The organism is Bradyrhizobium sp. HKCCYLS3077, from assembly GCF_051167555.1.
Classification (GTDB): Bacteria; Pseudomonadota; Alphaproteobacteria; order Rhizobiales; family Xanthobacteraceae; genus Bradyrhizobium.
In genome coordinates, this window is the sequence record NZ_JBNPTH010000002.1 from 271,000 (window position 1) to 297,586 (window position 26,587).

Genomic DNA, 26,587 nt, shown 5'->3' on the forward strand with positions numbered 1-26,587 from the left:
GCTGCCGCGTGGACATGCCTCTTCATCAGCATCGCTTCGAGCTGCCTAAGTCGACTCCTTATCAGTCCGAGCTCTTCTCCTCACGACGCCGAGCTCTTCGCCAAGGCGACGGTGAGCTCCCCTCCCCCTTGCGGGGAGGGGTTGGGGGTGGGGGTCTCCGGGCGCCGAACTTAGTGAGTGGCACCCTTGTGATGCTGTTACCTCTAAGCGCGGCGATAGCGCGACGTGCATGTGAATAGGGCCGGGGCTCATCATCGGCAGCGGAGTTCGTGGACCCCCACCCCCGACCCCTCCCCGCAAGGGGGAGGGGAGCGCACCGTTCGTGCGGCGAGCGTGTGCCTCGATCGAAGATCAGAGCAACGACATGCGGCCGAGGGAACGACCCGCCGCTATGACGAGCACGTTCTAGAACGTCCCCGCCACGGTCACCCTGAACGTCAGCGGTTCGATCGGGTGGAGGATGCGGTCCATGATTCCGGTCTGGCAGATTTGCGCCGGCACGCCCGTGGGCGTGCTGCCGTAGCATGCCTGGTAGAGCTGGTCGGTCCGCAGCAGCGAGCCGTAGCCGTAGGAGATCTGGTTGGCCTTGGTGTTGAGCAGGTTCAGCACGTCGAGCTGGATGCGCCAGCCATTGGCGTCGCGAAAGCCGATGCGGCCGTTGAAAACGCTGGTGGCGGTCGAGCGGAAGAAGTTGTCCTCGGTGAGCGGCGTGGATCCGAGATAGCGCCAGCGCAAGCCGCCGAACCAGCCGGTCTGTTCCCCCAGCGTGATTCCGGCGGAGGCGATCATCGCGGGCGCGTTGGGGATGTAGTTGCCGGGCGCATTGCCGCGCAGCACCTCGGCCGGCGCGCCGGCGGCGACGAGCTGCGCGTAGGCGTCGGCCTGGTCGGTGTTGTCGCCGACGAAGCGCGCATGCGTCATCGCAAGATCGGCGTCGATGTCGATCCAGGAGGCCGGCCGATAGCGGTTGGTCAGTTCGAAGCCGTAGCGGCGGCTCGGCCGGCTCGCCTCGGTGTTGCCGGCATCGCCCGAGAACAGGATTTCCGAGTCCTGGTTGAGCATGAAGACGCTGAGCGACGAGTCGAGCCCCGGAATGATCCGCGTGCGCACGCCGACCTCGGCGCCTTTGGTGCGCACCAGCAGTGGCGACGATTCGATCCGGCTGCCCGACGCCGTCGGATCGTCCGTGGTGGTGGCGCCGCGGGCGTCGTTGCTGTGCATGCCATAGCCGGCGCCGAGGAAGAACTCGGTCTTCTCGAACGGCCCGATCACCATGCGAAACTTCGGGCTGCCGAGGCTTGCCGCCGCATCGCCGGTGTTGTTGCCGTTATACAGCGAGAAAACGTGGGTCTGGTAGGTGTCGCCGCGATAGCCGTAGGTGGTGCGCAGCCAGTCGGTCCAGCGCACGGTGTTCTCGGCATAGAGCCCGATGCTGCCTTCGCCGACCTTGTCGCTGCGCACGGGGCTCAGATAGTTGCGTTGCGCCGTGTAGCTGAGCGCCAGCGCGATGTCGTCATAGCGCGTCTGGACACCGAAGGTGGTCTCCATCGGCCGCCCGGCGAAACTGCCGTTGAACGTCCGGGACGCATTGGCGCCGATCATCAGCCGATCGTCATGCTGGTGGAACTGATCGCCATTGACGGGATCGCGCAGCGCGTAGGTGAAGTTGTTGTAGAGATCGAGCTGGCTCTTCACGACATAGGCGTTGGCCTTCCACGAGCCGGATTCATCGGTCCCCGCGATCCGGCCGGATAGCGCGAAGCGGTTGGTCTTGCCGCCGTCGCTGGGATCGATCGCATCGTAGCGGCCGAGCAGGCCGGAGGTGAGAGCGCGCTCCGGCACCTGGTCGGTTGACGTCCAGCGGTTCGCATAGGCCATGCCGGTGATCGAGATGCCGTCGGTCGCTGTGCCCTGCGAGTAGCGCATCAGGCCGTTGAGCTTCTTGGCGTCGTCGGGCGTCGTCCACGGTCCGTCATAGCGGCCGGCCTCGCCCGCGATCAGCAAATGGCCGTCGCCGACATGCACGGAGTCCATGCCGAAGAAGCGGCGATAGCCGAAGCTGCCGGCGGTCATCTGCGCGATCGCCTTGGGCACGGTGTCGATGAGGCCGATATGCACGCTGCCCACCGAGGCGAAGTCGCCCTCGTCGGCGAAGTAGGGGCCCTTGCGCACGTCGACGCGGCCGATCGTCTCCGGCATCAGCCAGTTGAGATCGGCATAGCCCTGGCCATGCGCATGCGTGCGCATGTTGACCGGCACGTCGTCGACGAACAGCGCCAGATCGGTGCCGTGGTCGAGATTGTAGCCGCGCAGGAAATACTGGTTGGCTTTACCCTCGCCGGAATGCTGCGTGACGATCAGGCCGGGCACGGCTTCCAGCACCTCGCCGGGCCGCGTCGCCGGCCGGGCGTTGATGTCGTCGCCGGTGATGACGGTTTCGCTCGCCATGCTCTGCGGGAGCCCCGGGCCGGAGCCGACATTGGGCGCGCCGGAGGGCGGAGCCGCCGCCGCGGCAGGGACGAGGCCTGCGGCGGGACGGACGGTGCCGGGCTTCGGCCGCTGCGCTTCGCGCCTCGCCTGCGGTTTCGGCTTGGCGGGGTGCTTCGGCGCATCGACGGCGACGGTGGGCAACTCGGCCGGAGCGCGCTCGGGATGTGCCTCCGCCTGCTGCAGCAAGGCCGCCATCAGCACCCAAACACTCGCTCCACGCCACCGCATCATCGCCACGCGCCTCGATCTCATCATCGGGGCACGCGACGTCGTTCGCCGCCAGCCCTCATTGGCCGCCGGCACGCTCGCTTGGATCGCCCCACTGTCGAGTGTTAAAGAACGCTACGGTGACACCAGTATGATGTCAACGAGCAAACATCATACTCAACATCAAGCTCATGGAACAGTGTTGCCGCCGGGAGACGATGCATGCAGCGCCTGACGATCACCATCGACGACGATCTGCTCGCGGAGGTCGATGCCTTCATGGAACGGCGCGGCTACGACAACCGCTCCGAGGCGTTTCGCGACCTCCTGCGCAGCGGCCTGGAGAGCGCCGACACCGGCGCCAGCGACACCCGCCCCTGCATCGCGACACTGAGCTACGTCTACGACCACGCCGCGCGCGAACTGCCGAAGCGCCTGACGCAGGAGGCACACGACCATTCCGGGCTGGCGCAGGCGACGCTCCACGTCCACATCGACCAGGAGAGCTGCCTTGAGGTCACCGTGCTCAAGGGAGAGCGCCGTGAGGTCAAGGCCTTCGCCGACCACGTCATCGCCGAACGCGGCGTCCGCCACGGTCACGTCGCGCTGATGCCGATCGAGCCGGCGGCGGGGCATGGGCACAGCCATTCGCACAGCCATAGCAGCAGCCACAGCCATTCGCATTCCCACACGACGAAGAGCGGGAAGAAGTAGGAGGGTGGGCAAAGGCGCGCCCCGATGCTGCTGATAGAATTTGGTCCCTCGCGCGCCGTGCCCACCGCGGTGTCTCGGTTGCTTACGGTGCACTCCGCCGTCATGCCCGCGCTGCCAACTCAGTCCTCCCCTGTCGTCCCGGACAAGCGCGCGGTCACGCGCGCGCCGATCCGGGATCCATAACCACAGGGCGTTGGTTGAGGCACGCTGGCCGCTACATGGTGCCCAGCCACGACCGGCACGGGCGTATGGATCCCGGGTCGGCGACCACCAACGCTGTCGCGTTGGCGGCCTTGGCCGGGATGACACTGGATTTGGGGCGTGCGGCTCGCCCCACACTCCGCCGTCACACCAGCGAAAGCGGGTATCCAGTACGCCGCGGCTTCTCGGCGCTATCACAGCCGTCTCGGAGTACTGGATCGCCCGGTCAAGCCGGGCGATGACGGTTGAGGGGGGAGGGCGCAGCATGCCCCAATCGTCATTGCGAGGAGCGCAAGCGACGACTTGTCCGCCAGAGCCCGCAGGGCGACGGCGGAAGCAATCCAGAGTCGCGGGTGACGCCCCTGGATTGCTTCGCTTCGCTCGCAATGACGGCGGAGGGACATTTGCGAGCCACCGAAAACAGCGTGCGCGCAGAAACTCATTTCCGCAGTCCCATCAAGCTGATTTGCCCTGTCCAGTCCCCCGCGTAAAAATAATCACCTTCCATTTTTCCGAATTCTATGTTTTTCTCTCCCCATCCCGCCTCGATCGAAGAGGGACGTTTCGCGGTCGTCACGAGCGTTGGAGGTGGGGAGCGGTGGCCTGTCGGCGCGCAGCGCGCTGGAATCGCGAGCGGACGAACGCGACCGGCAGGACGGTGAAGTCGTAGGGTCCTGGCGCCCCGATGCTGGCGTCAAGTTCGCAAGGCGACGTTGAAAGCGTCGCGCGGACGACGGTGGCTAACAAGCCCGGACACCGGGGAGACTACGTATAATCCGTCAACCCATCGCGCAGGGAAGGCCGGGTGTTCTCGGCCAGACCTGTGGTACCTGCCGCCTGCATTTTTTTCCGCAGGCGGGCCACGGGCGCGGCCAGCGCCCGGCCTTCCCTGCGCCCTCCGATCGACGAGGGCGATCTGATCGCAAAGCTCGGGCGTCACCTGCCGCGAGGAGGAGAATGCATGTCTTTGGCGGACGTGTTCGTGACTTCCACGGCTGCGCGCTTCAGCGCCGACGGCAACGGCTCAGTTCTTGATGCCGTAGGTGGTGATGAACATGCGCACGGCGCTCGACACCACGCGGTGAACATCCTCCGGTGCCGGCGCCGGCGCGCCCTGGAAGATGAAGGGCAGGAACAAGGTCGCCTGGCACATCAACTGGAACTGCGACGCGGCGAGGTGGCAGTCGTCGATTGCGAGCTCCTTCGCCTCGACGCGGGCCTGCAGATAGGCCGCCAGCCGGTTGATGGTGCCCTCGAGGACGCAATCATAATAGCGCCGCCCGACCTCCGGCATCCGCTCCGCGATCGCCATCACGGTCCGAATGGCCGAACCGCCGCCCGGCCGGCACACCACCGCGATCCAGGCCGAGCCGAACTCGTACAGCACGGTGGCGGCATCCCGCGCCGGGTCGAAGCTGAAGTTCGAGGCGCCGCGATGAACCGTCTCCTCCTCGACGATCGCCTCGAACAGTCGGAATTTGTCGGCGAAATAGACGTAGAGCGTGCCCTTGGAGACGCCGGCCGCGCGCGCGATCTCGCCCATGCTGGCGCCGTCGAAGCCGAGGTCCATGAAGACCTTGCGCGCGCCGTCGAGGATCTGGCGCCGCTTCGAGGAATCCTCGTCCTGCGTCACGGGGGTAGTGGTGTGGTCGCCCTCAATCATTGGTTCAGGCTGTTCCCGAAAAAGGCTGTCGAGGCAACGTCGCGACAGGACGTGAGCGAGTATGTTGCGGTCGCGAAGATATAGATTGACCGAACGGTTCGGTCAATGATAGAGATCAAATTGACCGAACGGTTCGGTCGGTTTCTTTGGGGCGAAGCGGCCCCGTTGCCTTGGGTGGGAGTCTGTGATGGCTGCAGCGAGGGAACAGGCTGTGCGGGCACGCCGGCCCGAGGCGGAGAGTACGCCGAGCCAGGCCAAGCCTGAGGCGGCCCGTCCGCAATCCAGCGAGGCGGTGTCGCGCAAGCTCGACACCTCAGCCGACGTCACCACCGAAGCGCCGGCCGAACGGCCCGCGGCGCCGGCCGGTGCTCCCGCGGCACAGAAGCCCGAGGCCGCGACAGCCGCGCCGCCGAAATCCGGTAAGCGCAAGCGCGTCCTCGCCGGCATCGGCCTGCTGCTGGCGCTCGCCGCAGCCGGCTACGCCACGCATTATTTCCTGGTCGGCCGCTTCATGGTCTCGACCGACGATTCCTATGTCCGCGCCAACAACACCATGCTTGGCGCGCGCGTCGCCGGCCACATCCATGAGATCGTGCCGCGCGACAATTCGGTGGTGCGCAAGGGCGACGTGATCTTCCGCATCGACGACGGCGACTACAAGATCGCGGTCGACGCCGCACGCGCGAAGATCGCGACGCAGGAAGCGACCATCGCCCGCATCGGCCGCCAGGTCGCCGCGCAGCAGAGCGCGGTGGAGCAGGCGCAGGCCAATCTGACCTCGTCGGAAGCCGCGATGAAGCGCGCCGGGCTCGACTATGAGCGCCAGCAGGCGCTGAGCACCAAGGGTTTTGCCTCGCATGCGACGTTCGAGCAGTCGGAAGCCGCGCGCGACCAGGGCCTGGCCGCGGTGCGCGCCGCCCGCGCCGCGTTCGATGCCGCGCGCGACAATGTCGAGGTCACCAAGGCGCAGCAGACGGAGGCCGAGGCGCAGCTCGCCGAGCTGAAGACTTCGCTCGCCAAGGCCGAGCGCGATCTCGAATTCGCAACCGTGCGCGCGCCGGTCGACGGCACTTTCGCCAACCGCCTCGTCAACACCGGCGATTTCGTCGCGGTCGGCCAGCGGCTCGGCAACGTCGTGCCGCTGGATGATGTCTTCATCGACGCGAACTTCAAGGAAACCCAGCTCAAGCGCATCCGTGCCGGCCAGCCGGTGACGATCAAGGTCGATGCCTATGGCGCGCGCGGCTTCAAGGGCGCGGTCGACAGCATCTCGCCGGCCGCGGGCTCGGTGTTCACCTTGCTGCCGCCGGACAACGCGACGGGCAATTTCACCAAGATCGTGCAGCGCCTGCCGGTCCGCATCCGCGTGCCGAAGGACGTCGCGCGCCAGAACCTGCTGCGTGCCGGCATGTCGGTCTACGTCACGGTGGATACGACCGACGGCGCCAAGGATGCGGACAATGATGGCGACCTCGACGCACCGGCGACGGTGCAGGGGAAGTAGTACGTTGAACTAACTGATGCGATTGCATTCGCTATTGCGTCATCGGCAGTGAACTCCCTCCCCCCTTGCGGGGGAGGGTCGGGGTGGGGGGTCTCCGGGCGACACTGCCGCTGTGGACCCCCACCCCCGACCCCTCCCCGCAAGGGGGAGGGGAGTCGACCGACGGTGCCGCGGCAGTCGTGCTTCTCTCGACAGAGAACAACACCATGGCCACCGCCACCACAGCCAACCCCACCATGAGCGCGCCCGCGGCGCCGTCGGATCGCATCGCGCCGCGCAGGCTGATCGCGTTCCTGATCATGGTGTTCGGCATGTTCATGTCGATCCTGGACATCCAGATCGTGTCGGCGTCGCTGACCGAGATCCAGGCCGGCCTGTCGGCGAGCTCCAGCGAAGTGTCGTGGGTGCAGACCGCCTATCTGATCGCCGAAGTGATCGCGATTCCCCTGTCCGGTTTCCTGTCGCGCGCGCTCGGCACGCGGCTGTTGTTCGCGATCTCCGCCGCCGGCTTCACCATTTCCAGCTTCCTGTGCGGCTTCGCCTCGTCGATCGAGCAGATGATCCTGTGGCGCGCGCTGCAGGGCTTCCTCGGCGCCGGCATGATCCCGACCGTGTTCGCCTCGGCCTACACGGTGTTCCCGCGCTCCAAATTCCACATCGTCGGTCCGATCATCGGCCTCGTCGCGACCTTGGCGCCGACCGTCGGCCCGACCGTCGGCGGCTACATCACCGACGCGATGTCGTGGCACTGGCTGTTCTTCGTCAACATCCCGCCGGGCATCCTGATCACCATCGGCGTGCTGGCGCTGGTCGATTTCGACGAGCCGCATTTCGAGCTGCTGGAGCGCTTCGACTGGTGGGGCCTCCTGTTCATGGCCGGCTTCCTCGGCTCGCTCGAATATGTGCTGGAGGAGGGGCCGCAATATGAGTGGCTGCAGGACACGTCGGTGGCGATCTTCGCCGCGGTGTGCGCGGTGTCCGCGATCGGCTTCTTCTGGCGGGTGCTGACGGCGGACGAGCCGATCGTCGACCTCTACGCCTTCGGCAACCGTAATTTCGCCGTCGGCTGCCTCCTGCAATTCTGCATCGGCATCGGCCTCTACGGCCTGACCTACATCTATCCGCGCTATCTCGCGGAAGTCAGAGGCTACAGCGCGCTGATGATCGGCGAGACGATGTTCGTCTCCGGCGTGGTGATGTTCCTGATGGCGCCGGTGGTCGGCCGACTGATGGTGAAGATCGACATGCGGCTGATCATCGCCTTCGGCCTCGTGATCTTCGCGATCGGCTCCTACCAGATGACCGGCATCACCCGCGACTACGACTTCTGGGAGCTGTTCGTGCCGCAGGTGATGCGTGGCGTCGGCATGATGTGCGCGATGGTGCCGACCAACAACATCGCGCTCGGCACCTTGGCGCCGGACCGCGTCAAGAACGCCTCCGGCCTGTTCAATTTGATGCGCAATCTTGGCGGCGCCGTCGGGCTTGCGATCATCAACCAGGTGCTGAACGACCGCACCGACCTGCACATCTCGCGCCTGCACGAGCGCGTGAACTGGGGCAACGCCACCGCGGTCGAGACGCTCAACATGCTGCAGCAGAAGCTGCAGGGCATGGGCGATTCCGCACTGATGGCGATGAAGCAACTCTCGCAGATCGTGCATCGCCAAGCCGTGGTGATGGGTTATGGCGACGCGTTCTTCATGCTGACCTGCTTCTACATCGCGCTCAGCTTCATGGTGCTGCTGCTCAACAAGCCGAGCTCGCCGATGGCCGGCGGCGGCGACGCACATTGACGTGAGCGGCCCGCGCGACGACCGCGGGTTGCCAAATCGTACCATCGATGGTATGGACCACGAATTGTCGCTCGAACCGGGGAGATCTGCATGACTACATCGCATCTGCAGACCGCATGCACCCGGTCGATGCTCGCGCTTTCGACCCTCGTGCTCTCTACGCCCGCACGGTCGATGCCGGTCCTGGTGTTCCGCCGCTCGCATTGAGCGCCGCCGTACTTCCCACAATCTGATTCATCATTCGCAGACCGCGCGTCGCCTCGCGTCTGCTTCATTTGGAGCCGGCCTGGCGCCCGCGCGCGCGGCCGGATGATGCCATGACCCTCAACGTCTCCGGCCTGAAGGCCGACAAGCGTCCCGCCGCCATTCGCGTCGTTATCCCGTTCGTGACCCGCCACTGGCTGAAGCAGCCGCGCATGACCCTCGGCATCGCCGTGTGCCTGCTCGGCGCCACCGCCGCCGACCTGTTCATGCCGCTATTCTCCGGCAAACTCGTCGATGCGCTGACGCTCGGCCCAGCCAATGCCGACGCGCGGCACGCGGCGGTGGTGTCGTTCGCCGCCATCGTTGCGCTCGGCTTCGCCTCGATCGTGCTGCGATTGTCCGGCCTGCAACTGATCGTGCCGTTCACGCTCCGCATCATGTCCGATGTGGCGCGCGAGGCCTTCGTGCGCGTGCAGCGCTTCTCCACCGATTGGCACGCCAACAGCTTTGCCGGCTCCACGGTGCGCAAGATCACCCGGGGCATGTGGGCGCTCGACCTCTACAACGACACCATCCTGCTGGCGCTGCTGCCCTCGCTCTCGGTGCTGCTCGGCTCGATGGTGCTGCTCGGCCTGCACTGGGGCGCGCTGGGTGGGGTGATCGCCGTCGGCGCGGTGCTGTACGTGGCGATGACGGTCGTGTTCTCGACCCGCTACATCGCCCCCGCCGCGCGGATCTCCAATGCCTGGGACACCAAGGTCGGCGGGACGCTCGCGGATGCGCTCAGCTGCAACGCGGTGGTGAAGTCGTTCGGGGCGGAGGCCCGCGAGGACGGCCGGCTGATGCGCGTCGTCAACCGCTGGTCCCGGCGCGTCAGCCGCACCTGGCTGCGCTACAACACGACCGCAGCCGTGCAGCTCGGCGTGCTGCTGTGCCTGCGCTCGTCGGTAATCGGCGGCGCCGTGCTGCTGTGGATGGCAGGCCGGGCTTCGCCGGGCGACGTCACCTATGTGCTGACCAGCTACTACGTGATCCATGCCTACCTGCGTGACGTCGGCATGCACATCAACAACCTGCAGCGCGCGGTCAACGACATGGACGAGCTGGTGGCGATCCATGGCGAGCCGATCGGCATCGTCGATGCCGCGGGAGCCAAGGCGATGACGGTGACCGGCGGGCACATCGTGTTCGATGCGGTGACGTTCCACTATGGCGGCCACCGCGTCCCGCTGTACGACCGGCTGTCGGTGGACATCCGGCCGGGCGAGCGGATCGGGCTGGTCGGGCGCTCCGGCTCCGGCAAGACGACTTTCGTCAAGCTGGTGCAGCGGCTGTACGACGTCAGCGGCGGCCGGATCCTGATCGACGGGCAGGACATTGCGCACGCGAAACAGGATTCGCTGCGCAGCCAGATCGCCATCGTGCAGCAGGAGCCGATCCTGTTCCACCGCTCGCTCGCCGAGAACATCGCCTATGGCCGCCCCGGCGCCAGCCAGGCCGAGATCGAGCAGGCGGCGCGACTTGCGAACGCGCACGAGTTCATCATGCGCCTGCCCAAGGGCTACGGCACCCTGGTCGGTGAGCGCGGCGTCAAGCTGTCGGGCGGCGAGCGGCAGCGGGTGGCGCTGGCGCGGGCGTTCCTGGCGGATGCGCGCGTGCTGATCCTGGACGAGGCGACCTCGAGCCTCGACTCGGAGTCGGAGGCGCTGATCCAGGAGGCGATGGAGCGGCTGATGAAGGGCCGGACGGCGATCGTGATCGCGCATCGGCTGGCGACCGTGCGCAGCCTCGACCGCATCCTGGTGTTCGACCGCGGCCGCATCGTCGAGCAGGGCAATCATGCCGCGCTCGTCGGCCGGCCCGGCGGACTGTACCGCAGCCTGTTCGAGCGCCAGGCCACCGAATTCGGCCAGCTCTCAGCCGCGGGCTAGTCAAAATGGCGAGGGGCCCGACGCTGGTGCGTCGAGCCCCTCATGAACATATCAGCCGGCCTGTAAGCCGGGTTCTGTAGGGCACCGCCAGGCTTGCGCATGACGATACGTGACGGCCATTCCTCTGGGATCGCGCTTGCGCGAGACCTCGGGCAACCTACCCGGACGGCGAGCCTGACATCGCTCCCGCGGACGTCATCGTCGAAACGATTGTCTCCGCGTGGCCGTCCCTATTCGGTTTTGCTCCCGGTGGGGTTTACCATGCCGGTTCCGTTGCCGGCCCCGCGGTGCGCTCTTACCGCACCTTTTCACCCTTACTGCCTCCCTTGCGGGAAGAAGCGGTTCGTTCTCTGTGGCACTGTCCCTGGGGTCGCCCCCGCCGGACGTTATCCGGCACCGCATGTCGATGGAGCCCGGACTTTCCTCCCCGGCGGCCTTTCGGCACCTGCTGGAGCGGCCGTCCGGCCGACTGACGCGGCTTGAATGGGGCTTCTCGACCGGTACGTCAAGCCGTCGCCATGCCGGCGGAAAATATTATGCTCGGTGTGTCGTTTCGCGTCGCTGCCGTTCGACTGGATGTCGGCGATCCAGCCGAAGAGAGGAGCAAGTCCGATGCAGTACCTGTTGATGATCTATCTGAACGAGGTCGAATACGCCAAGATGGAGAAGGAGGCCGAAGGCAAGATGCTCGCCGAATATCAGAGCTTCACCCAATCGATCATATCGAGCGGAAACTACAAGGGCGGTGACCGGCTGCAGCCGACCTCGACGTCGACGACGGTGCGCGTGCGCGACGGCAAGATCCTGACCACCGACGGTCCGTTCGCCGAGACCCGCGAGCAGCTCGGCGGCTACTACATGATCGAGGCTAAGAACATCGACGAGGCGATCGGCATCGCCGCGCGGATTCCCGGCGCCCGCCTCGGCTCGATCGAGGTCAGGCCGGTCTGGCAGTACAATCATTGAAGCCACCGCTGCGGCCGACGAGATGACGCCCGGTGCCATCGAGAAAGTGTTCCGCGACGAGTCCGGCCGGGCGCTCGCGACCCTGATCAGGCTCGTCGGCGATTTCGATCTGGCCGAAGATGCGCTGCAGGAGGCGTTCGCGACGGCGCTTCTCGCTTGGCGGGGACCCGAAGTCCCCGCCAATCCGCGGGCGTGGCTGGTCAACGTTGCGCGCAACAAGGCGATCGATCGCATCCGGCGGCAGCGCAACTTCCGCGACAAGGAAGCCGAGATCGTGCATGCGATCGAGCGCGACGCCGTCGGTGAGGAGGACGGCGGCCCCGTCGATCTCGACGACGACATGCTGCGGCTGATCTTCACCTGCTGCCATCCGTCCTTCGCGCCGGAGGTGCAGGTGGCGCTGACCTTGCGCACGGTCTGTGGCCTGACAACAGCCGAGGTTGCTCGTGCCTTTCTCGCCAGCGAGGACGCCATGGCGCAGCGCCTGGTGCGGGCCAAGCAGAAGATCCGCCTCGCCGGCATTCCCTACGAGGTACCCGGACGCGATGCGCTGGACGAGCGCCTGCGCGGCGTGCTGACCGTGATCTATCTCGTGTTCACCGAAGGCTATCTGGCGACCTCCGGCCCCGAATTGATCCGCCATGATCTCGCGCATGAGGCGATCCGGCTGGGGCGGCTGGTGCTTGCCCTGATGCCGGACGCGCGCGACGTCAAAGGCCTGCTCGCCTTGATGCTGCTGCACGATGCGCGCCGCGCCGGTCGCACCGACTCGTCGGGCGACATCGTGCTGCTGGAAGAGCAGGATCGCGCGCTGTGGAATGGTGCCCAGATCGCCGAAGGACTCGCGCTGGTCGAAGAGGCACTCATCGCCGGAGGGCGGCCGCAGCCCTACACGGTCCAGGCGGCGATCGCCGCGCTCCATGCGCAGGCGCCAAGCTACGAGCACACCGACTGGCGCCAGATCGTCGGCCTCTACGAGGTGCTGCTGCGGATTGCGCCGTCGCCCGTCATCGAGCTCAATCATGCGGCCGCCGTCTCGATGGTCGACGGCCCGGCGCGCGCGCTCTCGCTGGTTGATTCGCTCGCCGCGCGCGGCGGCCTGAAACAATACGATTTGCTGCCGGCCGTGCGCGCGGACCTATTGCGACGTCTCGATCGCCGCGACGAGGCGCGCGACGCCTATCTCGAGGCGAGCGCAGCGACGCAATTGGCGCCGCTCAAGCGCCTCTACGCGCGCCGGCTCGGTGAGCTCGACGCGGGGGCTGCATGACGAATCAGGCGCGCGGCGCGGCCTCTTCCGGCAGGCTGGTCAGCAGCGCGTGCAGCGTCCACAGCGTCGAACGGTCGGCGATGCCGTCGATCTTTTCAGGACGAAAGTGTCGCTGGAACGCCGTGACCACATCCATCGTGATGCCGTCGAACTTGCCGGTGATCGGCACGCCGTAGCCATATTTGGCCAGCGCCTTCTGCAGGCCTTTCACGTCATCGCCGATGCTGCCGAGCTTCAAGGTCTCGCCCTTGCTGATCGCCGCGGGCTGCACCCAATGGCCGACTCCGGAATTGGCAAGGGAGTGCCACGGAAACTTCTCGCCGGGATCCTTCTTGCGCGACGGCGCAACGTCGGAATGGCCGAGCACGCGATGCGCCGGAACGTTGCGGCGGAGCATGATGCCGCGGCACAGCGCGATGACGGCCGCGATCTGCCGCGGCGGGAAGTCCGGATAGCCCCAATCGTGACCGCGATTGACGATCTCGACGCCGATGGAACACGAATTGATGTCCTCGTCACCGCCCCAGGACGAAAGGCCGGCGTGCCAGGCCCGCATCGCCTCCGGCACGCATTGGACGATGCGTCCGTCCTCGAGCACGACGTAATGCGCCGACACCTCGCTGCCGGCGGTGCACAGCTTGGTGATCGCGCCCTCCACGTCGGGCATGCCCGTGTAATGCAGGATGATCATGTCCGGCTGGCGGCCGCCCTTGCGTTCGCCGAAATTCGCCGACGGGATCACGTCCGACGCGATCGAGGAGTCTGGCGTGAAAACAGGCAGGTCCGAGACGCCCTTAGGGATCGGCAGCGCACGAGGGCGCTTCGATTCGGGCTTGTCTGTTGAGTTCGGCATGAAGCACTCGAAGCAGGCGGCGAGGCAAATAGCTCAAATCGAATATGGGCAGGCACTACTCTTTTGCATGTCCCAGTCGCAATCGAAATCGCATGCGAGCCCCTCATATTGATCAGAGCGCCGCCCGCGCGGCTCCAGGCCCCAAACAGGTGAACCGCTGCCTAACATCTGCCACAGACCGTCAACGGTTTGTTAACGCTAAAGGCCGTTACTAAGTGGTGAAGAGCCAAGCCGGCTTTCGGGACGGCAAGCCGCCATATGCAAGCTCCTGCACGGGATATCACGGGTTCGAGCGCTGTCGGGGGCATCCGGCAGCGTGCGAGCGTTGATGAACCGAGGATCGCCCCGGCCCGCAATCCGTGGGCCGGGGTGCAGGCTTTTGCAGGGCTGGCCGTCGACCATGCGGGGCGACGGCTTGGCGCAGTGACGGGGCGCGAGGATCGAAGGCGCGATGGGCTCGCAGCCGACCACAGCCAATCTGGAACCGCGGCAGCCGGGCGGAGCTGTCGCGTGAGTTCGGCCGACCTGCGGCATGTTCCCGTGCTCGGCCCCGAGGCGGTCGAGCTGCTCGCCGCCCGCGAGGGCGGGACCTATGTCGACGCGACCTTCGGCGCGGGCGGCTACACAAGGCTGATCCTGGCTGTGCCGGGAACGCGGGTGATCGGAATCGATCGCGACAGGACGGCCGTCGAAGCGGGCGCCGATCTGGTCGCGGAAGCGGGCGGCCGCCTGACCCTGATCGAGAATCGCTTTTCCCAGATCGCCGAGATCTGCGCAGAGCAGGGCCTCACCCACGTGGACGGCATCGTGATGGATGTCGGCGTCTCGTCGATGCAGCTCGATACTGCGGCCCGCGGCTTTTCGTTCCGGTTCGATGGGCCGCTCGACATGCGGATGGCCGGTGCGGGACCAACCGCCGCCGATGTCATCGCGCATGCCTCCGAGCGCGCTCTGGCCGATGTCATCTATATCTTTGGCGAGGAACGGCACTCGCGTGCGGTCGCGCGGGCGATCGTCGCCGCCCGCAAGGAGCAGCAGATCGCCACGACCCGGCAACTGGCCGACATCGTCGCGCGCGTGGTGAGATCGAAGCCGGGCGACATCCATCCGGCGACCCGGACGTTCCAGGCGTTGCGTATCCTCGTCAACGAGGAACTCGACGAGCTCGAACAGGCGCTGTCGGCAGCCGAGCGCCTGTTGCCGCCAGGCGGCCGGCTGGCCGTTGTCTCGTTCCATTCGCTGGAAGATCGTATCGTCAAATTGTTCCTGGCGGAGCGCAGCAAGACTGGCGGCGGCTCGCGCCATTTGCCCGAGGTCATGCAGGAGAAGCCGAGCTTCCAGCTGCTTCACCGCAAGCCGATCGTGGCCACGGATGCGGAGATCGAAGCCAATCCCCGCGCGCGATCCGCCAAGCTGCGCGGAGCGCAGCGGACGGCAGCGCCGCCGCATGTCGCCTCGACGTCGTCGCCTTGGCCTCGCCTGGCTGACGTCCTGCGGGGAGGCTGACCGATGCGCCTCCTGCACCTCGTCGTCATCTGCTCGCTCATCTTCGCGGCCGCCTATGTCTATCGGATCAAGATGGAGTCCACGGCGCGGGTCGAGCGCGTGCTGCAATTGCGCGCGGAGATCCGCGAGCAGCGCGAAGCGATCGCGATCCTGCGCGCGGAATGGGCCAAGCTCGATGCGCCGCTTCGGCTCCAGGGGCTGGTGGAGCGGCATCTGCCGCTGAAGCCGCTCAACGCCACGCAATACGACAGCTTGAAGAACCTGCCGGAGCGGCCGCCGCGCTTCACGCGGCCGGACAATCCGGATCCGATCGGATCGATGATCGATGCGATCGACGCGATCAATGAAGAGCCCCCCGTGACCGGATCGGTGCGTCGCCCGGAGGATCAACAATGACCGATCAGCTTCGGCCCGGAGTGAAGCCGCAGGAGCCCTGGCGGCAACGGCTGGTGCGCACGCTGCTCTATGGGCGCGATGTCGACCGCACGGCCAAGGCGAGGGCGCGTATCGGCCTTGCGATCATCGCCTTTGCCGCGGTCTATGCCGTCATCGGCGGCCGGCTTGTGATGTTCGCCGTCGGCTCCGACGGTCCGAGCTCCCGCCGTGCCGCGCAGCAGGACGCCATCGCGACCGCGCGACCGGACATCGTCGATCGCAACGGCACCGTGCTCGCCACCGACGTCAAGACTCCCAGCCTGTTTGCCGAGCCACGCCGTCTCATCGACAAGGACGAAGCGATCGAGCTGCTGACCGGGACCTTGCCCGACCTCGATACGAGCGAGGTGCGCGAGCGCCTGATGTCGCGCAAGGGCTTCGTCTGGCTCAAGCGCGAGATGACGCCCAAGCAGCAGCAGGACATCCATCGGCTGGGTCTGCCGGGCATCGGCTTCCTGCGCGAGAACAAGCGCGTCTACCCGACCGGCAACGAGGTGGCGCATCTGATCGGCCTGGTGAACATCGACAACCAGGGCATCGCGGGCATGGAGAAGTGGCTCGACAATCAGGGCCTCGCCGACCTGCATCGCGCCGGCTTCGCCACCGACCGCCTGCAGAAGCCCATCGAACTCTCGGTCGACCTGCGCGTCGAGCATGCGCTGCGCGACGAACTGCTCAAGGCCAAGGAGAAGTTCAAGACCAAGGCCGCCTCCGGCCTCGTCGTCAATGTCAGGACCGGCGAGATCATCGCGATGGTGTCGCTGCCGGACTTCGATCCGAACAACCCGAAGGAGGCGCATGATCCGGATCGGATCAACCGCCTGACCACGGGCGTGTACGAGATGGGCTCGACCTTCAAGGCGTTCACGCTGGCGATGGCGCTCGACACCGGCAAATATGATCTCAACTCGCTGTGGGATGCGCGCGGGCCGCTGCACTACGGCAAGTTCGCGATTCACGACGACGAGCCGAAGGGCCGCTTCCTCAACATGAAGGAGGTGTTCTACTTCTCGTCCAACGTCGGCGCGGCCAGGATCGCGCTGACGCAGGGCGTGGAAGGCCACAAGGCGTTCCTGCGCAAGATGGGCCAGTTCGACCGGCTGCGCACCGAGCTGCCGGAGAGCGCCTCGCCGATCCTGCCCAAGCGCTGGGCCGAGCTGAACACGGTCACGATCGCGTTCGGTCACGGCATGGCCGTGGCGCCGCTGCAGGGCGTGATGGGCGTGAGCGCGCTGGTCAATGGCGGCTATCTGATCCCGCCGACTTTCATGAAGCGCACCGAGGCCGAGGCGATGGCGATCGCCAAGCGCGTGATCAAGCCGGAAACCTCGGAAAAGATGCGCTATCTGATGCGGCTGAACGCCGAGGTCGGGACCGCGCGCAAGGCCGACGTGAAGGGCTACTACATCGGCGGCAAGACCGGCACCGCCGAGAAGGTGATCAACGGCCGCTACGCCAAGAAGAAGGTGCTGACCCTCTTCACCGCCGTGATCCCGGCCGACAAGCCGAAATACCAGCTCCTGATCATGCTGGACGAGCCGCAGCCGCTGAAGGAAACCTACGGCTTCATCACCTCCGGCTGGAACGCGGTGCCGACGGCCGGCAATGTGATCTCCCGGATCGGGCCGCTGCTGGGGATCGAGCCCCGTTTCGACCTGCCGCCGTCCGACCGCCAAATTCTTGCGGCATCGCGGCTGACGCAGTAAGCCGTCGCCGAATCGCACGGCTCAGAAGGCGCCGCCACCCGGGCGGGGCCAGCACCGGTACGGGACCAGGATGAAAATTCACGACCTCCTGGGGGATCAGGCGACCCTCGACGCCCGCATCGCCGCAGTCGAGGTCTCCGGCCTTGCCGTCGACAGCCGCGCGGTGCGCCCCGGCGACCTGTTCTTCGCGCTGTCGGGAACCAAGACCGACGGGGCCCGGTTTGTCGCAGCCGCCATCGCCGCTGGAGCCGTCGCCGTCGCCGGTGCCTCGGCACCGCAGGGCGACCTTTCGGTTCCATTCGTGGCGCTGCCGAATCCGCGGCGGGCCCTGGCGCTCGCGGCCTCTCGCTTCTTCCCGCGGCAGCCTGCGACCATCGCAGCCGTCACCGGCACGAGCGGCAAGACCTCCGTTGCAGCCTTCACGCGGCAGATCTGGCAGCAGCTCGGCCACAGCTCGGCCAGCATCGGCACGGTCGGCCTGGTGTCGGACAAGCGCACGGTCTACGGCTCGCTGACGACGCCCGATCCGATCGCGCTGCATCGGCAGATCGACGAGACCACCGGGGAGGGCGTCACGCATCTGGCGTTCGAGGCGTCGTCGCACGGGCTCGATCAGTTCAGGCTGGATGGCGTCCGGGTTTCGGCTGGCGGGTTCACGAACCTGTCGCGCGACCACATGGATTATCATCCCGATCTCGCCCACTACCTCAACGCCAAGCTGCGGCTGTTCCGCGATCTGGTCCCGCCGGGCGGTGCTGCGGTGATCTCGGCCGATCATGAGTGCTCCCCCGAGGTGATTGCTGCGGCGGAAGCGCGCGGGCTGCGCCTGATGACGGTGGGCACGAACGGCGACGGCGCGGGGCCGGGCATCCGGCTCGTGGCTGCGGCGGTCGATGGCTTCACGCAGCAACTCGAGATCCAGCATTGCGGCCGGATGTATTCGATCCGGCTGCCGCTGGTGGGCCGCTTCCAGATCGAGAATGCGCTGGTCGCGGCGGGGCTTGCGATCGGCACCGGCAGTGATCCGCAGGCGGTGTTCGAAGCGCTCGCGACGCTTGAGGGCGCCAAGGGCCGGCTCGAACTGATCGGCGAGCACAATGGCGCGCCCATCTTCATCGACTACGCGCACAAGCCGGACGCGCTGGCCAAGGCGCTGCAGGCGCTGCGGCCTTACGCGGCGCGCAAGCTCGTGGTCGTGTTCGGCTGCGGCGGCGACCGTGACACCGGCAAGCGGCCGCTGATGGGCGCGATCGCCACCGCCGAGGCGGATGGCGTCATCATCACCGACGACAATCCGCGCAGCGAGGATCCGGCCGCGATCCGCGCGGCAATCCTTGCGTCCGCGCCAGGAGCGCGGGAGATCGGCGACCGTGCCGAGGCGATCCGGGTTGCGATCAGCGAGCTGCAGCCGGGCGATGCGCTGGTGATCGCGGGCAAGGGCCACGAGACCGGACAGATCATCGGCAGCACGGTGCTGCATTTCAGCGATCACGAAGCGGTCGCGGACGCATTGGCAGCGAGGGCATCATGACAAAGGCGCTGTGGACGGTGGCTGAGGCGGCGCGCGCGCTCGGCCTCGCCGGCGACTATCCGGAGACGCCGATCGACTTCATCACGCAGGACAGCCGCGCCGTGAAGCCGGGCAGCCTGTTTGTCGCGCTGAGCGGCACGCCGAGCGGCGGCTTCGTGTCGAGCTTTGCGTCCAGCCGCGACGGCTGGGAGTTTGCCGCCAATGCCGAGGCGGCCGGTGCCGTGGCGATGATCGTGCCGCATCGCATCGAGGGCATCACGGTGCCGCAGCTCGTCGTGGCGGACACGCTGATCGATGGTCTCTGGGCGCTCGCGCGCGCCGCTCGGGCGCGCTTTCATGGGCCGGTGATCGGGCTCACCGGCAGCGCGGGCAAGACCTCGACCAAGGAGTTCATCGCCGCCTACCCGGGGGCATCCGCCAGCCCTTCCAGCTTCAACAATTTCTGGGGCGTGCCGCTGACGCTGTGCAATGCCGATCCCTCCGCCTCGGTCTGGGTGGTCGAGATGGGCATGAACCAGAAGGGCGAGATCGCGCGGCTGACGGAGCTGTCGCAGCCGACGGTGGCGCTGGTCGTGAACGTGCAGCCGGTGCATCTGGAGAAGCTCGGCAGTCTCGAAGCGATCCGGCAGGAGAAGGTCTCGATCGCCCGCGGCCTGCCGGCCGACGGCGTCCTCGTGCTTCCCGCCGATCTCTCGGCGCCGGAATGGACCGGCAAGGCGATCCGCTTCGGCGGCGACGCCGAAGTCCGCGAGCTGTCGCATAGCTCGCGCGGCGAAAGCTGGGATGTGACGGCCGACATCGCCGGCCGCCGCGTCGCCTTCGCGCTGACCCCCGGCGCGCCGCACCGCCTGCACAACGCGCTGGCGGCGCTGGCCTCGGTCACCGCGGCCGGGCTCGATCCGGTGCTGCTGGCGCCAGCGCTCGGCCAAGTCGGCATCATGACCGGTCGTGGTGTCGAGCAGATGATCGGCGACATCGTGCTGATCGACGACAGCTTCAATGGCAATCCGGCCAGCATGGCTGCGGCGCTCGACAGCCTGCAGGCGCGTCCCGTCCGCGGGCGGCGGATCGCCGTCATCGGCGACATGCTGGAGCTCGGCGACGAGGCGCCGGCCTATCACGCCGAGATGGTCGGCCATCTCGCCGGTATCGACGGTGTCTATTGTGTCGGACCGCTGATGCGGCATCTGTTCGACAAGGTGCCCGACGCGAAGCGGCTCGGCTGGCACGAGGATCCGGTGACGCTGGATCCCGGGACGATCGCGGCGCTGCTGGCGCCCGGCGACGTCGTCGTCATCAAGGGCAGCAAGAAGATCTTCTGGGTCAACAAGTTCGTCTCGAAGCTCGCCGCCGCTTTGCAGGGGGCCGCCTGACAATCGGGCGATATCGCGGCGCGAGAGAAGGATGTTCTTCCACTGGCGGTCGACGCGGTCGTGCCGGACGGATCATTCCGCCGCGCTACGATTCGCACCCGGCCCCGATCATGGTTAAAAGAGGCTGGACTGGATTCGTGCACGGGACGCCCGTGCCGCGCGCTCGGTCCCGGTGAGACGGCATAGGCGGGTTGGATGTTCTACTGGTTGATCGAGCTGACGAATACGTTTCCGAGCCTGTCGATGTTTCGCGGCCTGCTGAACGTGTTCCGGTACATCACGTTCCGCACCGGCGGCGCCGTGGTCACGGGCGCGCTGTTCGTGTTCCTGTTTGGCCCATGGATCATCGATCATCTGCGGCTGCGCCAGGGCAAGGGCCAGCCGATCCGCACCGACGGCCCGCAGTCGCATATCATCAGCAAGAAGGGCACGCCGACGATGGGCGGCCTGATGATCCTGTCCGGCCTCGTCGTCTCCACGGTGCTGTGGGCCAATCCGCTCAACCCCTATGTCTGGATCGTGCTCGCGGTGACGCTCGGCTTCGGCTTCGTCGGCTTCTATGACGACTACCTGAAGGTCACCAAGCAGTCGCACTCCGGCTTTGCCGGCCGCCTGCGCCTTTTGATCGAGGCGGCGATCGCTCTGGTGGCCTGCTACGCGCTGGTCCGGCTGGGACGCGATGCGTCCTCGACGGGGCTGGCGATTCCGTTCTTCAAGGACCTCATCTTCAAGTTCGGCTGGATGTATGTGATCTTCGGCGCCTTCGTCATCGTCGGTGCCGGTAATGCCGTGAACCTGACCGATGGACTCGATGGCCTCGCCATCGTGCCTGTCATGATCGCATCCGCAAGCTTCGGCTTGATCGCCTATCTCGCCGGCAATGCCGTGTTCGCGGATTATCTGCAGATCCATTATGTCGCGGGCACCGGCGAACTCGCGGTGCTCTGCGGGGCCGTGCTCGGCGCCGGCCTCGGCTTTCTCTGGTTCAACGCGCCGCCGGCCTCGATCTTCATGGGCGACACCGGTTCGCTGGCGCTCGGCGGCATGCTCGGCTCGATCGCCGTCGCCGTGAAGCACGAGATCGTGCTGGCCGTCATCGGCGGGCTGTTCGTGCTGGAAGCCGTGTCGGTGATCGTGCAGGTGGCCTCGTTCAAGCTCACGGGAAAGCGCATCTTCAAGATGGCGCCGATCCACCATCATTTCGAGCAACTCGGCTGGACCGAGCCGCAGATCGTGATCCGGTTCTGGATCATCTCGGTGATGCTGGCGCTGGTCGGCCTCTCGACGCTGAAGCTGCGCTAATGAAATCCTTCCAAGCTGATCGTCATTCCGGGGCGCGCGGCACGCGCGAACCCGGAATCTCGAGATTCCGGATCACCGCTGCGCGGTGTCCGGAATGACGGAGCCTTCCTCATGATCCCCGTCACCTCATTCGCCGGCAAGACCGTTGCCGTGTTCGGGCTCGGCGGCTCCGGGCTCGCGTCGTGCCACGCGTTGCGCGCCGGCGGCGCCGAAGTGATCGCGGCCGATGACGGCGTCGATCGGATGACGGAAGCCGCAAAGGCGGGTTTCATCACCGCCGATCTGCGCACGGTCTCCTGGGCAAACTTCGCGGCGCTGGTGCTGGCGCCGGGCGTGCCGCTGACCCACCCGGTGCCGCATTGGAGCGTGCTCAGGGCGCGCGAGGCCGGTGTCGAGGTGATCGGCGACATCGAGCTGTTTTGCCGCGAACGCCGGCGCCACGCACCGGACGCGCCGTTCATCGCGATCACCGGCACCAACGGCAAATCGACGACCACGGCGCTGATCGCGCATCTGATGCGGGTCGCCGGCTACGACGCCCAGATGGGCGGCAATATCGGCACCGCGATCCTGTCGCTGGAGCCCCCGCGCATGGGCCGCGTCCATGTGATCGAGATGTCATCCTACCAGATCGATCTGACGCCCTCGCTCGATCCGAGCGTCGGCATCCTGATCAATGTCAGCGAGGACCACATCGACCGCCACGGGACGATCGAGAACTACGCGGCGGTGAAGGAGCGACTGGTGGCGGGCGTGCAGCCACAGGGCACGGCGATCGTCGGCGTCGACGACGGCTTTTGCCGCGCGATCGCCGACCGGCTCGACCAGGCCGGCAAGCGCGTCGTGCGCATCTCGGTGAAGAACCCGCTGGCCGATGGGCTCTACACCGAGCATGAGACGATCGTGAGGAGCGCCGGCGGCGCGCGCAGCGAAGTCGCGCGGCTCGGCGGCATCGGCTCGCTGCGTGGCCAGCACAATGCGCAGAACGCCGCCTGTGCCGCCGCGGCCGCGCTCGCGATCGGCGTCAAGGAGGAGGTGCTGCAGCAGGGCCTGCGCAGCTTCCCCGGTCTCGCGCATCGCATGGAGCAGGTCGGCCGCCGCGGCAACGTGTTGTTCGTCAACGATTCCAAGGGTACCAATGCGGACGCGACCGCGCACGCGCTGTCGTCTTTCGCCGACATCTTCTGGATCGCCGGCGGCAAGCCGAAGGCCGGCGGCATTACCAGCCTCACCGGCTTCTTCCCGCGCATCCGCAAGGTCTATCTGATCGGCGAGGCCGCGACGGAATTCGCCGGCACGCTAGGCGACAAGGTGCCGCACGCGATGTCCGGCACGCTCGAGGTCGCGGTGGAGCAGGCGGCCGCGGACGCTGAGGCCTCAGGGCTGAAGGAGGCCGTCGTCCTGCTGTCGCCGGCCTGCGCTTCGTTCGACCAGTTCCGCAACTTCGAAATCCGCGGCACCCGCTTCCGCGACCTGGTGCAGGCGCTGCCGGGTGTGACGCCGGCCGTCTGAAGGCTGGCCGCTGGTTCTGAAACTGCGATCGTGGTAGGGTAGCAGCATGGAAAGTCGGGCGGAGCTGCTCATTCCCATAGACATGCTCTCCGATCTCGAACGGCGGTTCTTCTGGTGGGAGCCCGTCGGATCGGAGCCGCGCTCGCCTGAGCGGATCATCGCACAGGCGATGAGCTTTGCCGGCTTCGAAGAGATCCGCACACTCGAGCAGGAGCTGGGTCCAGATCTACTGGTGGACATCATGCTCAATGCCCAACCGGGCTGGATCGATGCACGATCCTGGGAGTTCTGGCGCGGCCGCCTCGCCCGCGCGACGGGACGGACGATTCCTCTGGATGCGCCGGCGAGATCGTTCGATGCCGGACGCGTTTGAGCCACACCTCGACATCCTGCCGCCGGCCCAGTTGAAGCTTTGGACCGAGCTCTCTCCGGCTCGGGACCTTGGTTTTGTGCTCTACGGCGGAACGGCGGTTGCGCTGCATCTTGGTCACAGAACGTCCGTCGACTTCGATTTCTTCAATGCGTCACCGCTCGACAAGGCAAGGATCTCGTCAGCTTTCTTATTCATGCGGTATGCGCGACCAATCCAGGAAGACATCAATTCTCTCGTCTTGAACGTGGGCACTTCGGAAGGCCAAGTGAAAGTCTCTTTCTTTCGCGGCCTTGCGTTGGGACGGCTCAACGATCCGTTGCCGACCAGGGATGGGGTCCTACTGGTTGCGTCTCTGGAAGATCTCCTTGCAACCAAGCTGAAGGCGATTCTCGATCGCGCCGAGGCGAAGGACTATCGTGACATTGCTGCGATGCTGCTTGCAGGCGTATCCCTGGAACGTGCGCTCGCCGGCTTCGCGAAGATGTTCAGGAGCGATGCTGCCCTGCCATTGAAGGCTCTCGGTTTTTTCAAGGATGGCGACTTGCCGACTCTGGCTCAGAGCGACCGCGATGTCCTGTGTCGGGCCCGAGACGGAGTGCGCGATATCGGTCAGGTCGAATTGCGAGCCGGTCTGTTTCCTGGCTCAAACGCGTAAGGGGCCCTTAACCCTTCGATAACCATCCTGGGCGCCAATGGGCTGAATCCTTCGGCTCAGGTGGTGGTCCGATGCTCTCCCGTGAAGAACGCAATCCGTTGTCGGACTGGTGGTGGACGGTCGACAAGCCGCTGCTCGGCGCCATCCTGGCGCTGATGCTGTGCGGCGTGATCCTGTCGCTGGCGGCCAGTCCGCCGGTGGCGACCCGGATCGGGCTTGATCCGTTCCACTTCTTCAACCGACACGTCCTGTTCCTGCTGCCGTCCTTCTGCGTGCTGATCGGGGTCAGCTTCCTGTCGCCGCGGCAGATCCGGCGCAGCGCACTGGCGGTGTTCGCGATCGCCATCGTGCTGATCGTGCTGACGCTCGCGATCGGTCCCGAGGTGAAGGGCTCGCGACGCTGGATCACGCTGGTCGGTGTCAACATTCAGGCCTCGGAAGCGGCCAAGCCGGCCTTCGTCGTCGTCTCTGCCTGGCTGTTCTCGGAGTCCGCGCGGCGACCCGATATGCCGGCGACCACGATGGCGCTGGTGCTGCTGCTGATGCTGGTGTCGCTCCTGGTGATGGAGCCGGATTTCGGCCAGACCATGCTGATCCTGATGGTGTGGGGCTCGCTGTTCTTCATCGCCGGCATGCGCATGATCTGGGTCGCGGGCCTTGCCGGTGCCGCGGCGGCCGGCCTGTTCGGCGCCTATCTGCTGGTTCCGCACGTCGCGGGGCGCATCAAGCGCTTCATGAACCCGGCCTCCGGCGACACCTTCCAGGTCGACACCGCGATGGAGGCGTTTTCCAACGGCGGCTGGTTCGGGCTCGGGCCGGGCGAGGGCATCGCCAAGCGCAGCCTGCCGGACAGCCACACCGACTTCGTGTTCGCGGTCGCCGCCGAGGAGTTCGGCATCATCCTGTGCCTGGCGCTGGTCGCTCTGTTCGGCTTCATCGTCATCCGCACGCTGTCGCGCGCCTATGCCAGCGAGGACGGCTTCTCCCGCTTCGCGGCGTCGGGCCTTGCGATCCTGTTCGGCGTCCAGGCGGCCATCAACATCTCGGTCAATCTGCAGCTGATCCCGGCCAAGGGCATGACCCTGCCGTTCATCTCCTATGGCGGCTCCTCGATCGTGTCGCTCGCCTATGGCGTCGGCATGATGCTGGCGCTAACGCGGCAGCGGCCGCGGATCGAGGCCGAGGTCACCGATGCGGCCGGGACGCTGCGCAATTACGCCTGAGGCCGGCCGCTCGCAATGACGACACATTGCCTGTAAACAAGCCCGCATGACCTCATCTGCGCCCCTCATTCTGCTGGCCGCCGGCGGCACCGGCGGCCATCTGTTTCCGGCCGAAGCGCTCGGCGTCGAGCTGATCAAGCGCGGCTATCGCGTCCGCCTCGTCACCGATGCGCGGGCGCTGAAATATAGCGGCCTGTTCACCAAGGACATGATCGACGTGGTGCCCAGCGAAACGGTGCGCAGCCGCTCGCCGGTGGCGCTGGCGCGCACCGCGCTGCTGCTCGGCACGGGGACACTTGCCGCGTTCAATCTGATGCGGCGGCTGAAGCCGGCGGCCGTGATCGGCTTCGGCGGCTATCCGACGGTGCCGCCGCTGCTCGCAGCAAGGCTCGCCGGCGTGCCCAGCCTCATTCACGACGCCAATGCCGTGCTCGGCCGCGCCAACCGATTTCTCTCCGCGCATGTGAGAGCGATCGCGACGTCGCTTCCGGGGGTCCTCGATCGCGATCCCGCGCTGGCGGGAAAGACGACGACGGTCGGCACGCCGATGCGGCCTGCCATTCTCGAAGCCGCGGCGGTGCCCTATGCCGCGCCGGAGCCGGGAGGGCCTTTGCGGCTGCTCGTGGTCGGCGGCAGCCAGGGGGCTCGCGTCATGAGCGACATCGTGCCCGGCGCGATCGAGCGGCTCGAGCCGGCGCTGTGGGGCCGCCTCGTGCTGACCCAGCAGGTCCGTCAGGAGGACATGGCGCGGGTACGCGCGGTCTATGACCGGCTCAAGATCAATGCCGAGCTGCAGCCGTTCTTCACCGACCTGCCGTCGCGGCTCGCCGCCAACCATCTGGTCATCTCCCGCTCCGGTGCGGGCACCGTGGCCGAGCTCGCCGCCATCGGCCGGCCCTCGATCCTGGTGCCGCTGCCCGGCGCCATCGACCAGGACCAGTTCGCCAATGCCGGCGTGCTCTCGGAGGCCAACGCCGCGATCCGGATCGTGCAGAGCGAGTTCACACCGGCGCGGCTGGCCTCGGAGATCTCGTCGCTGGCGGCCGAGCCGTCGCGCTTCGCCGCCATGGCCCAGGCTGCCCGTGCCGCAGGCCGGCTCGATGCCGCGGAGCGGCTGGCCGACCTCGTCATCAGGACCGCCACGCCTTGAGCGCAGCGCGCGCAGGGCGGGC

General features: G+C 66.7%; 20 protein-coding genes and 1 other RNA gene. 17 read left to right on the plus strand and 4 right to left on the minus strand.

Features of this window, described 5'->3' with window-relative positions; all coding sequences use genetic code 11:
• Positions 1-405: 405 nt before the first annotated feature.
• Positions 406-2,718, minus strand: a complete 2,313-nt coding sequence (locus ACQR0Z_RS07285) for a TonB-dependent receptor (protein WP_434918711.1) — start codon at positions 2,716-2,718, stop codon at positions 406-408.
• A 201-nt stretch (positions 2,719-2,919) separates the two neighbouring features.
• Between ACQR0Z_RS07285 and nikR the strand changes: the two genes are divergently transcribed.
• Entirely contained in the window at positions 2,920-3,411 is a 492-nt protein-coding gene (gene nikR / locus ACQR0Z_RS07290; protein ID WP_434860627.1) for a nickel-responsive transcriptional regulator NikR, read from the plus strand.
• A gap of 1,225 nt (positions 3,412-4,636) precedes the next feature.
• Here nikR and ACQR0Z_RS07295 read toward each other — a convergent pair.
• Positions 4,637-5,275, minus strand: a complete 639-nt coding sequence (locus tag ACQR0Z_RS07295) for a TetR/AcrR family transcriptional regulator (protein WP_434918183.1) — start codon at positions 5,273-5,275, stop codon at positions 4,637-4,639.
• Between the two features lie 187 nt (positions 5,276-5,462).
• Here ACQR0Z_RS07295 and ACQR0Z_RS07300 point away from each other — a divergent pair, with 187 nt between their 5' ends.
• The 3 genes from ACQR0Z_RS07300 to ACQR0Z_RS07310 all read left to right on the plus strand — a co-directional run bounded on the left by ACQR0Z_RS07300 (position 5,463) and on the right by ACQR0Z_RS07310 (position 10,710).
• The gene (locus ACQR0Z_RS07300) at positions 5,463-6,779 is read left to right on the plus strand and encodes an HlyD family efflux transporter periplasmic adaptor subunit (protein ID WP_434918184.1); all 1,317 of its coding nucleotides are present in this window, start codon (positions 5,463-5,465) and stop codon (positions 6,777-6,779) included.
• A 206-nt stretch (positions 6,780-6,985) separates the two neighbouring features.
• Positions 6,986-8,575: a DHA2 family efflux MFS transporter permease subunit gene (locus ACQR0Z_RS07305; protein ID WP_434876662.1), complete on the plus strand. Its 1,590-nt coding sequence runs from the start codon at positions 6,986-6,988 to the stop codon at positions 8,573-8,575.
• Between the two features lie 317 nt (positions 8,576-8,892).
• A complete protein-coding gene (locus tag ACQR0Z_RS07310; protein ID WP_434918185.1) occupies positions 8,893-10,710 on the plus strand; it encodes an ABC transporter ATP-binding protein in 1,818 nt (605 codons plus the stop codon).
• A 47-nt stretch (positions 10,711-10,757) separates the two neighbouring features.
• Here ACQR0Z_RS07310 and rnpB read toward each other — a convergent pair.
• Positions 10,758-11,183, minus strand: an RNA gene (gene rnpB / locus ACQR0Z_RS07315) — RNase P RNA component class A.
• 139 nt (positions 11,184-11,322) lie between these two features.
• Between rnpB and ACQR0Z_RS07320 the strand changes: the two genes are divergently transcribed.
• Both ACQR0Z_RS07320 and ACQR0Z_RS07325 read left to right on the plus strand, forming a co-directional pair.
• Entirely contained in the window at positions 11,323-11,676 is a 354-nt protein-coding gene (locus ACQR0Z_RS07320; protein ID WP_434860633.1) for a YciI family protein, read from the plus strand.
• A gap of 22 nt (positions 11,677-11,698) precedes the next feature.
• Positions 11,699-12,946 carry an RNA polymerase sigma factor gene (locus ACQR0Z_RS07325; RefSeq protein WP_434918186.1) on the plus strand — a complete coding sequence of 416 codons (1,248 nt, stop codon included), beginning with the start codon at positions 11,699-11,701 and terminating at the stop codon, positions 12,944-12,946.
• Between the two features lie 4 nt (positions 12,947-12,950).
• Here ACQR0Z_RS07325 and ACQR0Z_RS07330 read toward each other — a convergent pair whose 3' ends face one another.
• Positions 12,951-13,799, minus strand: a complete 849-nt coding sequence (locus ACQR0Z_RS07330) for a peptidoglycan recognition protein family protein (protein WP_434860635.1) — start codon at positions 13,797-13,799, stop codon at positions 12,951-12,953.
• 510 nt (positions 13,800-14,309) lie between these two features.
• On the opposite strand from ACQR0Z_RS07330, the gene rsmH reads away from it, so the two are divergent.
• The 11 genes from rsmH (at position 14,310) to murG (ending at position 26,565) form a co-directional block, all read left to right on the plus strand.
• Positions 14,310-15,305, plus strand: a complete 996-nt coding sequence (gene rsmH / locus ACQR0Z_RS07335) for a 16S rRNA (cytosine(1402)-N(4))-methyltransferase RsmH (protein ID WP_434860636.1) — start codon at positions 14,310-14,312, stop codon at positions 15,303-15,305.
• A gap of 3 nt (positions 15,306-15,308) precedes the next feature.
• Positions 15,309-15,701: a cell division protein FtsL gene (gene ftsL / locus ACQR0Z_RS07340; RefSeq protein ID WP_434860637.1), complete on the plus strand. Its 393-nt coding sequence runs from the start codon at positions 15,309-15,311 to the stop codon at positions 15,699-15,701.
• A complete protein-coding gene (locus ACQR0Z_RS07345) occupies positions 15,698-17,446 on the plus strand; it encodes a peptidoglycan D,D-transpeptidase FtsI family protein (RefSeq protein ID WP_434860638.1) in 1,749 nt (582 codons plus the stop codon). The genes ftsL and ACQR0Z_RS07345 overlap by 4 nt, the downstream gene beginning before the upstream one ends.
• 70 nt (positions 17,447-17,516) lie before the next feature.
• A complete protein-coding gene (locus ACQR0Z_RS07350; protein WP_434918187.1) occupies positions 17,517-18,977 on the plus strand; it encodes a UDP-N-acetylmuramoyl-L-alanyl-D-glutamate--2,6-diaminopimelate ligase in 1,461 nt (486 codons plus the stop codon).
• A complete protein-coding gene (locus ACQR0Z_RS07355; RefSeq protein ID WP_434918188.1) occupies positions 18,974-20,350 on the plus strand; it encodes a UDP-N-acetylmuramoyl-tripeptide--D-alanyl-D-alanine ligase in 1,377 nt (458 codons plus the stop codon). Before ACQR0Z_RS07350 ends, ACQR0Z_RS07355 begins: the two co-directional genes overlap by 4 nt.
• Positions 20,351-20,545: 195 nt before the next feature.
• Positions 20,546-21,652: a phospho-N-acetylmuramoyl-pentapeptide-transferase gene (mraY, locus tag ACQR0Z_RS07360; protein WP_434860641.1), complete on the plus strand. Its 1,107-nt coding sequence runs from the start codon at positions 20,546-20,548 to the stop codon at positions 21,650-21,652.
• 111 nt (positions 21,653-21,763) lie between these two features.
• Positions 21,764-23,164, plus strand: coding sequence for a UDP-N-acetylmuramoyl-L-alanine--D-glutamate ligase (murD, locus tag ACQR0Z_RS07365; RefSeq protein ID WP_434918189.1), 1,401 nt, complete (start codon positions 21,764-21,766; stop codon positions 23,162-23,164).
• A gap of 46 nt (positions 23,165-23,210) precedes the next feature.
• Positions 23,211-23,537: a hypothetical protein gene (locus ACQR0Z_RS07370; RefSeq protein WP_434918190.1), complete on the plus strand. Its 327-nt coding sequence runs from the start codon at positions 23,211-23,213 to the stop codon at positions 23,535-23,537.
• Positions 23,521-24,192 carry a nucleotidyl transferase AbiEii/AbiGii toxin family protein gene (locus ACQR0Z_RS07375; RefSeq protein ID WP_434918191.1) on the plus strand — a complete coding sequence of 224 codons (672 nt, stop codon included), beginning with the start codon at positions 23,521-23,523 and terminating at the stop codon, positions 24,190-24,192. Before ACQR0Z_RS07370 ends, ACQR0Z_RS07375 begins: the two co-directional genes overlap by 17 nt.
• Before the next feature lie 71 nt (positions 24,193-24,263).
• Positions 24,264-25,415: a putative lipid II flippase FtsW gene (gene ftsW, locus ACQR0Z_RS07380; RefSeq protein ID WP_434918192.1), complete on the plus strand. Its 1,152-nt coding sequence runs from the start codon at positions 24,264-24,266 to the stop codon at positions 25,413-25,415.
• 46 nt (positions 25,416-25,461) lie between these two features.
• Positions 25,462-26,565, plus strand: a complete 1,104-nt coding sequence (gene murG, locus ACQR0Z_RS07385; RefSeq protein WP_434918193.1) for an undecaprenyldiphospho-muramoylpentapeptide beta-N-acetylglucosaminyltransferase — start codon at positions 25,462-25,464, stop codon at positions 26,563-26,565.
• The last annotated feature ends 22 nt before the right edge of the window (positions 26,566-26,587 follow it).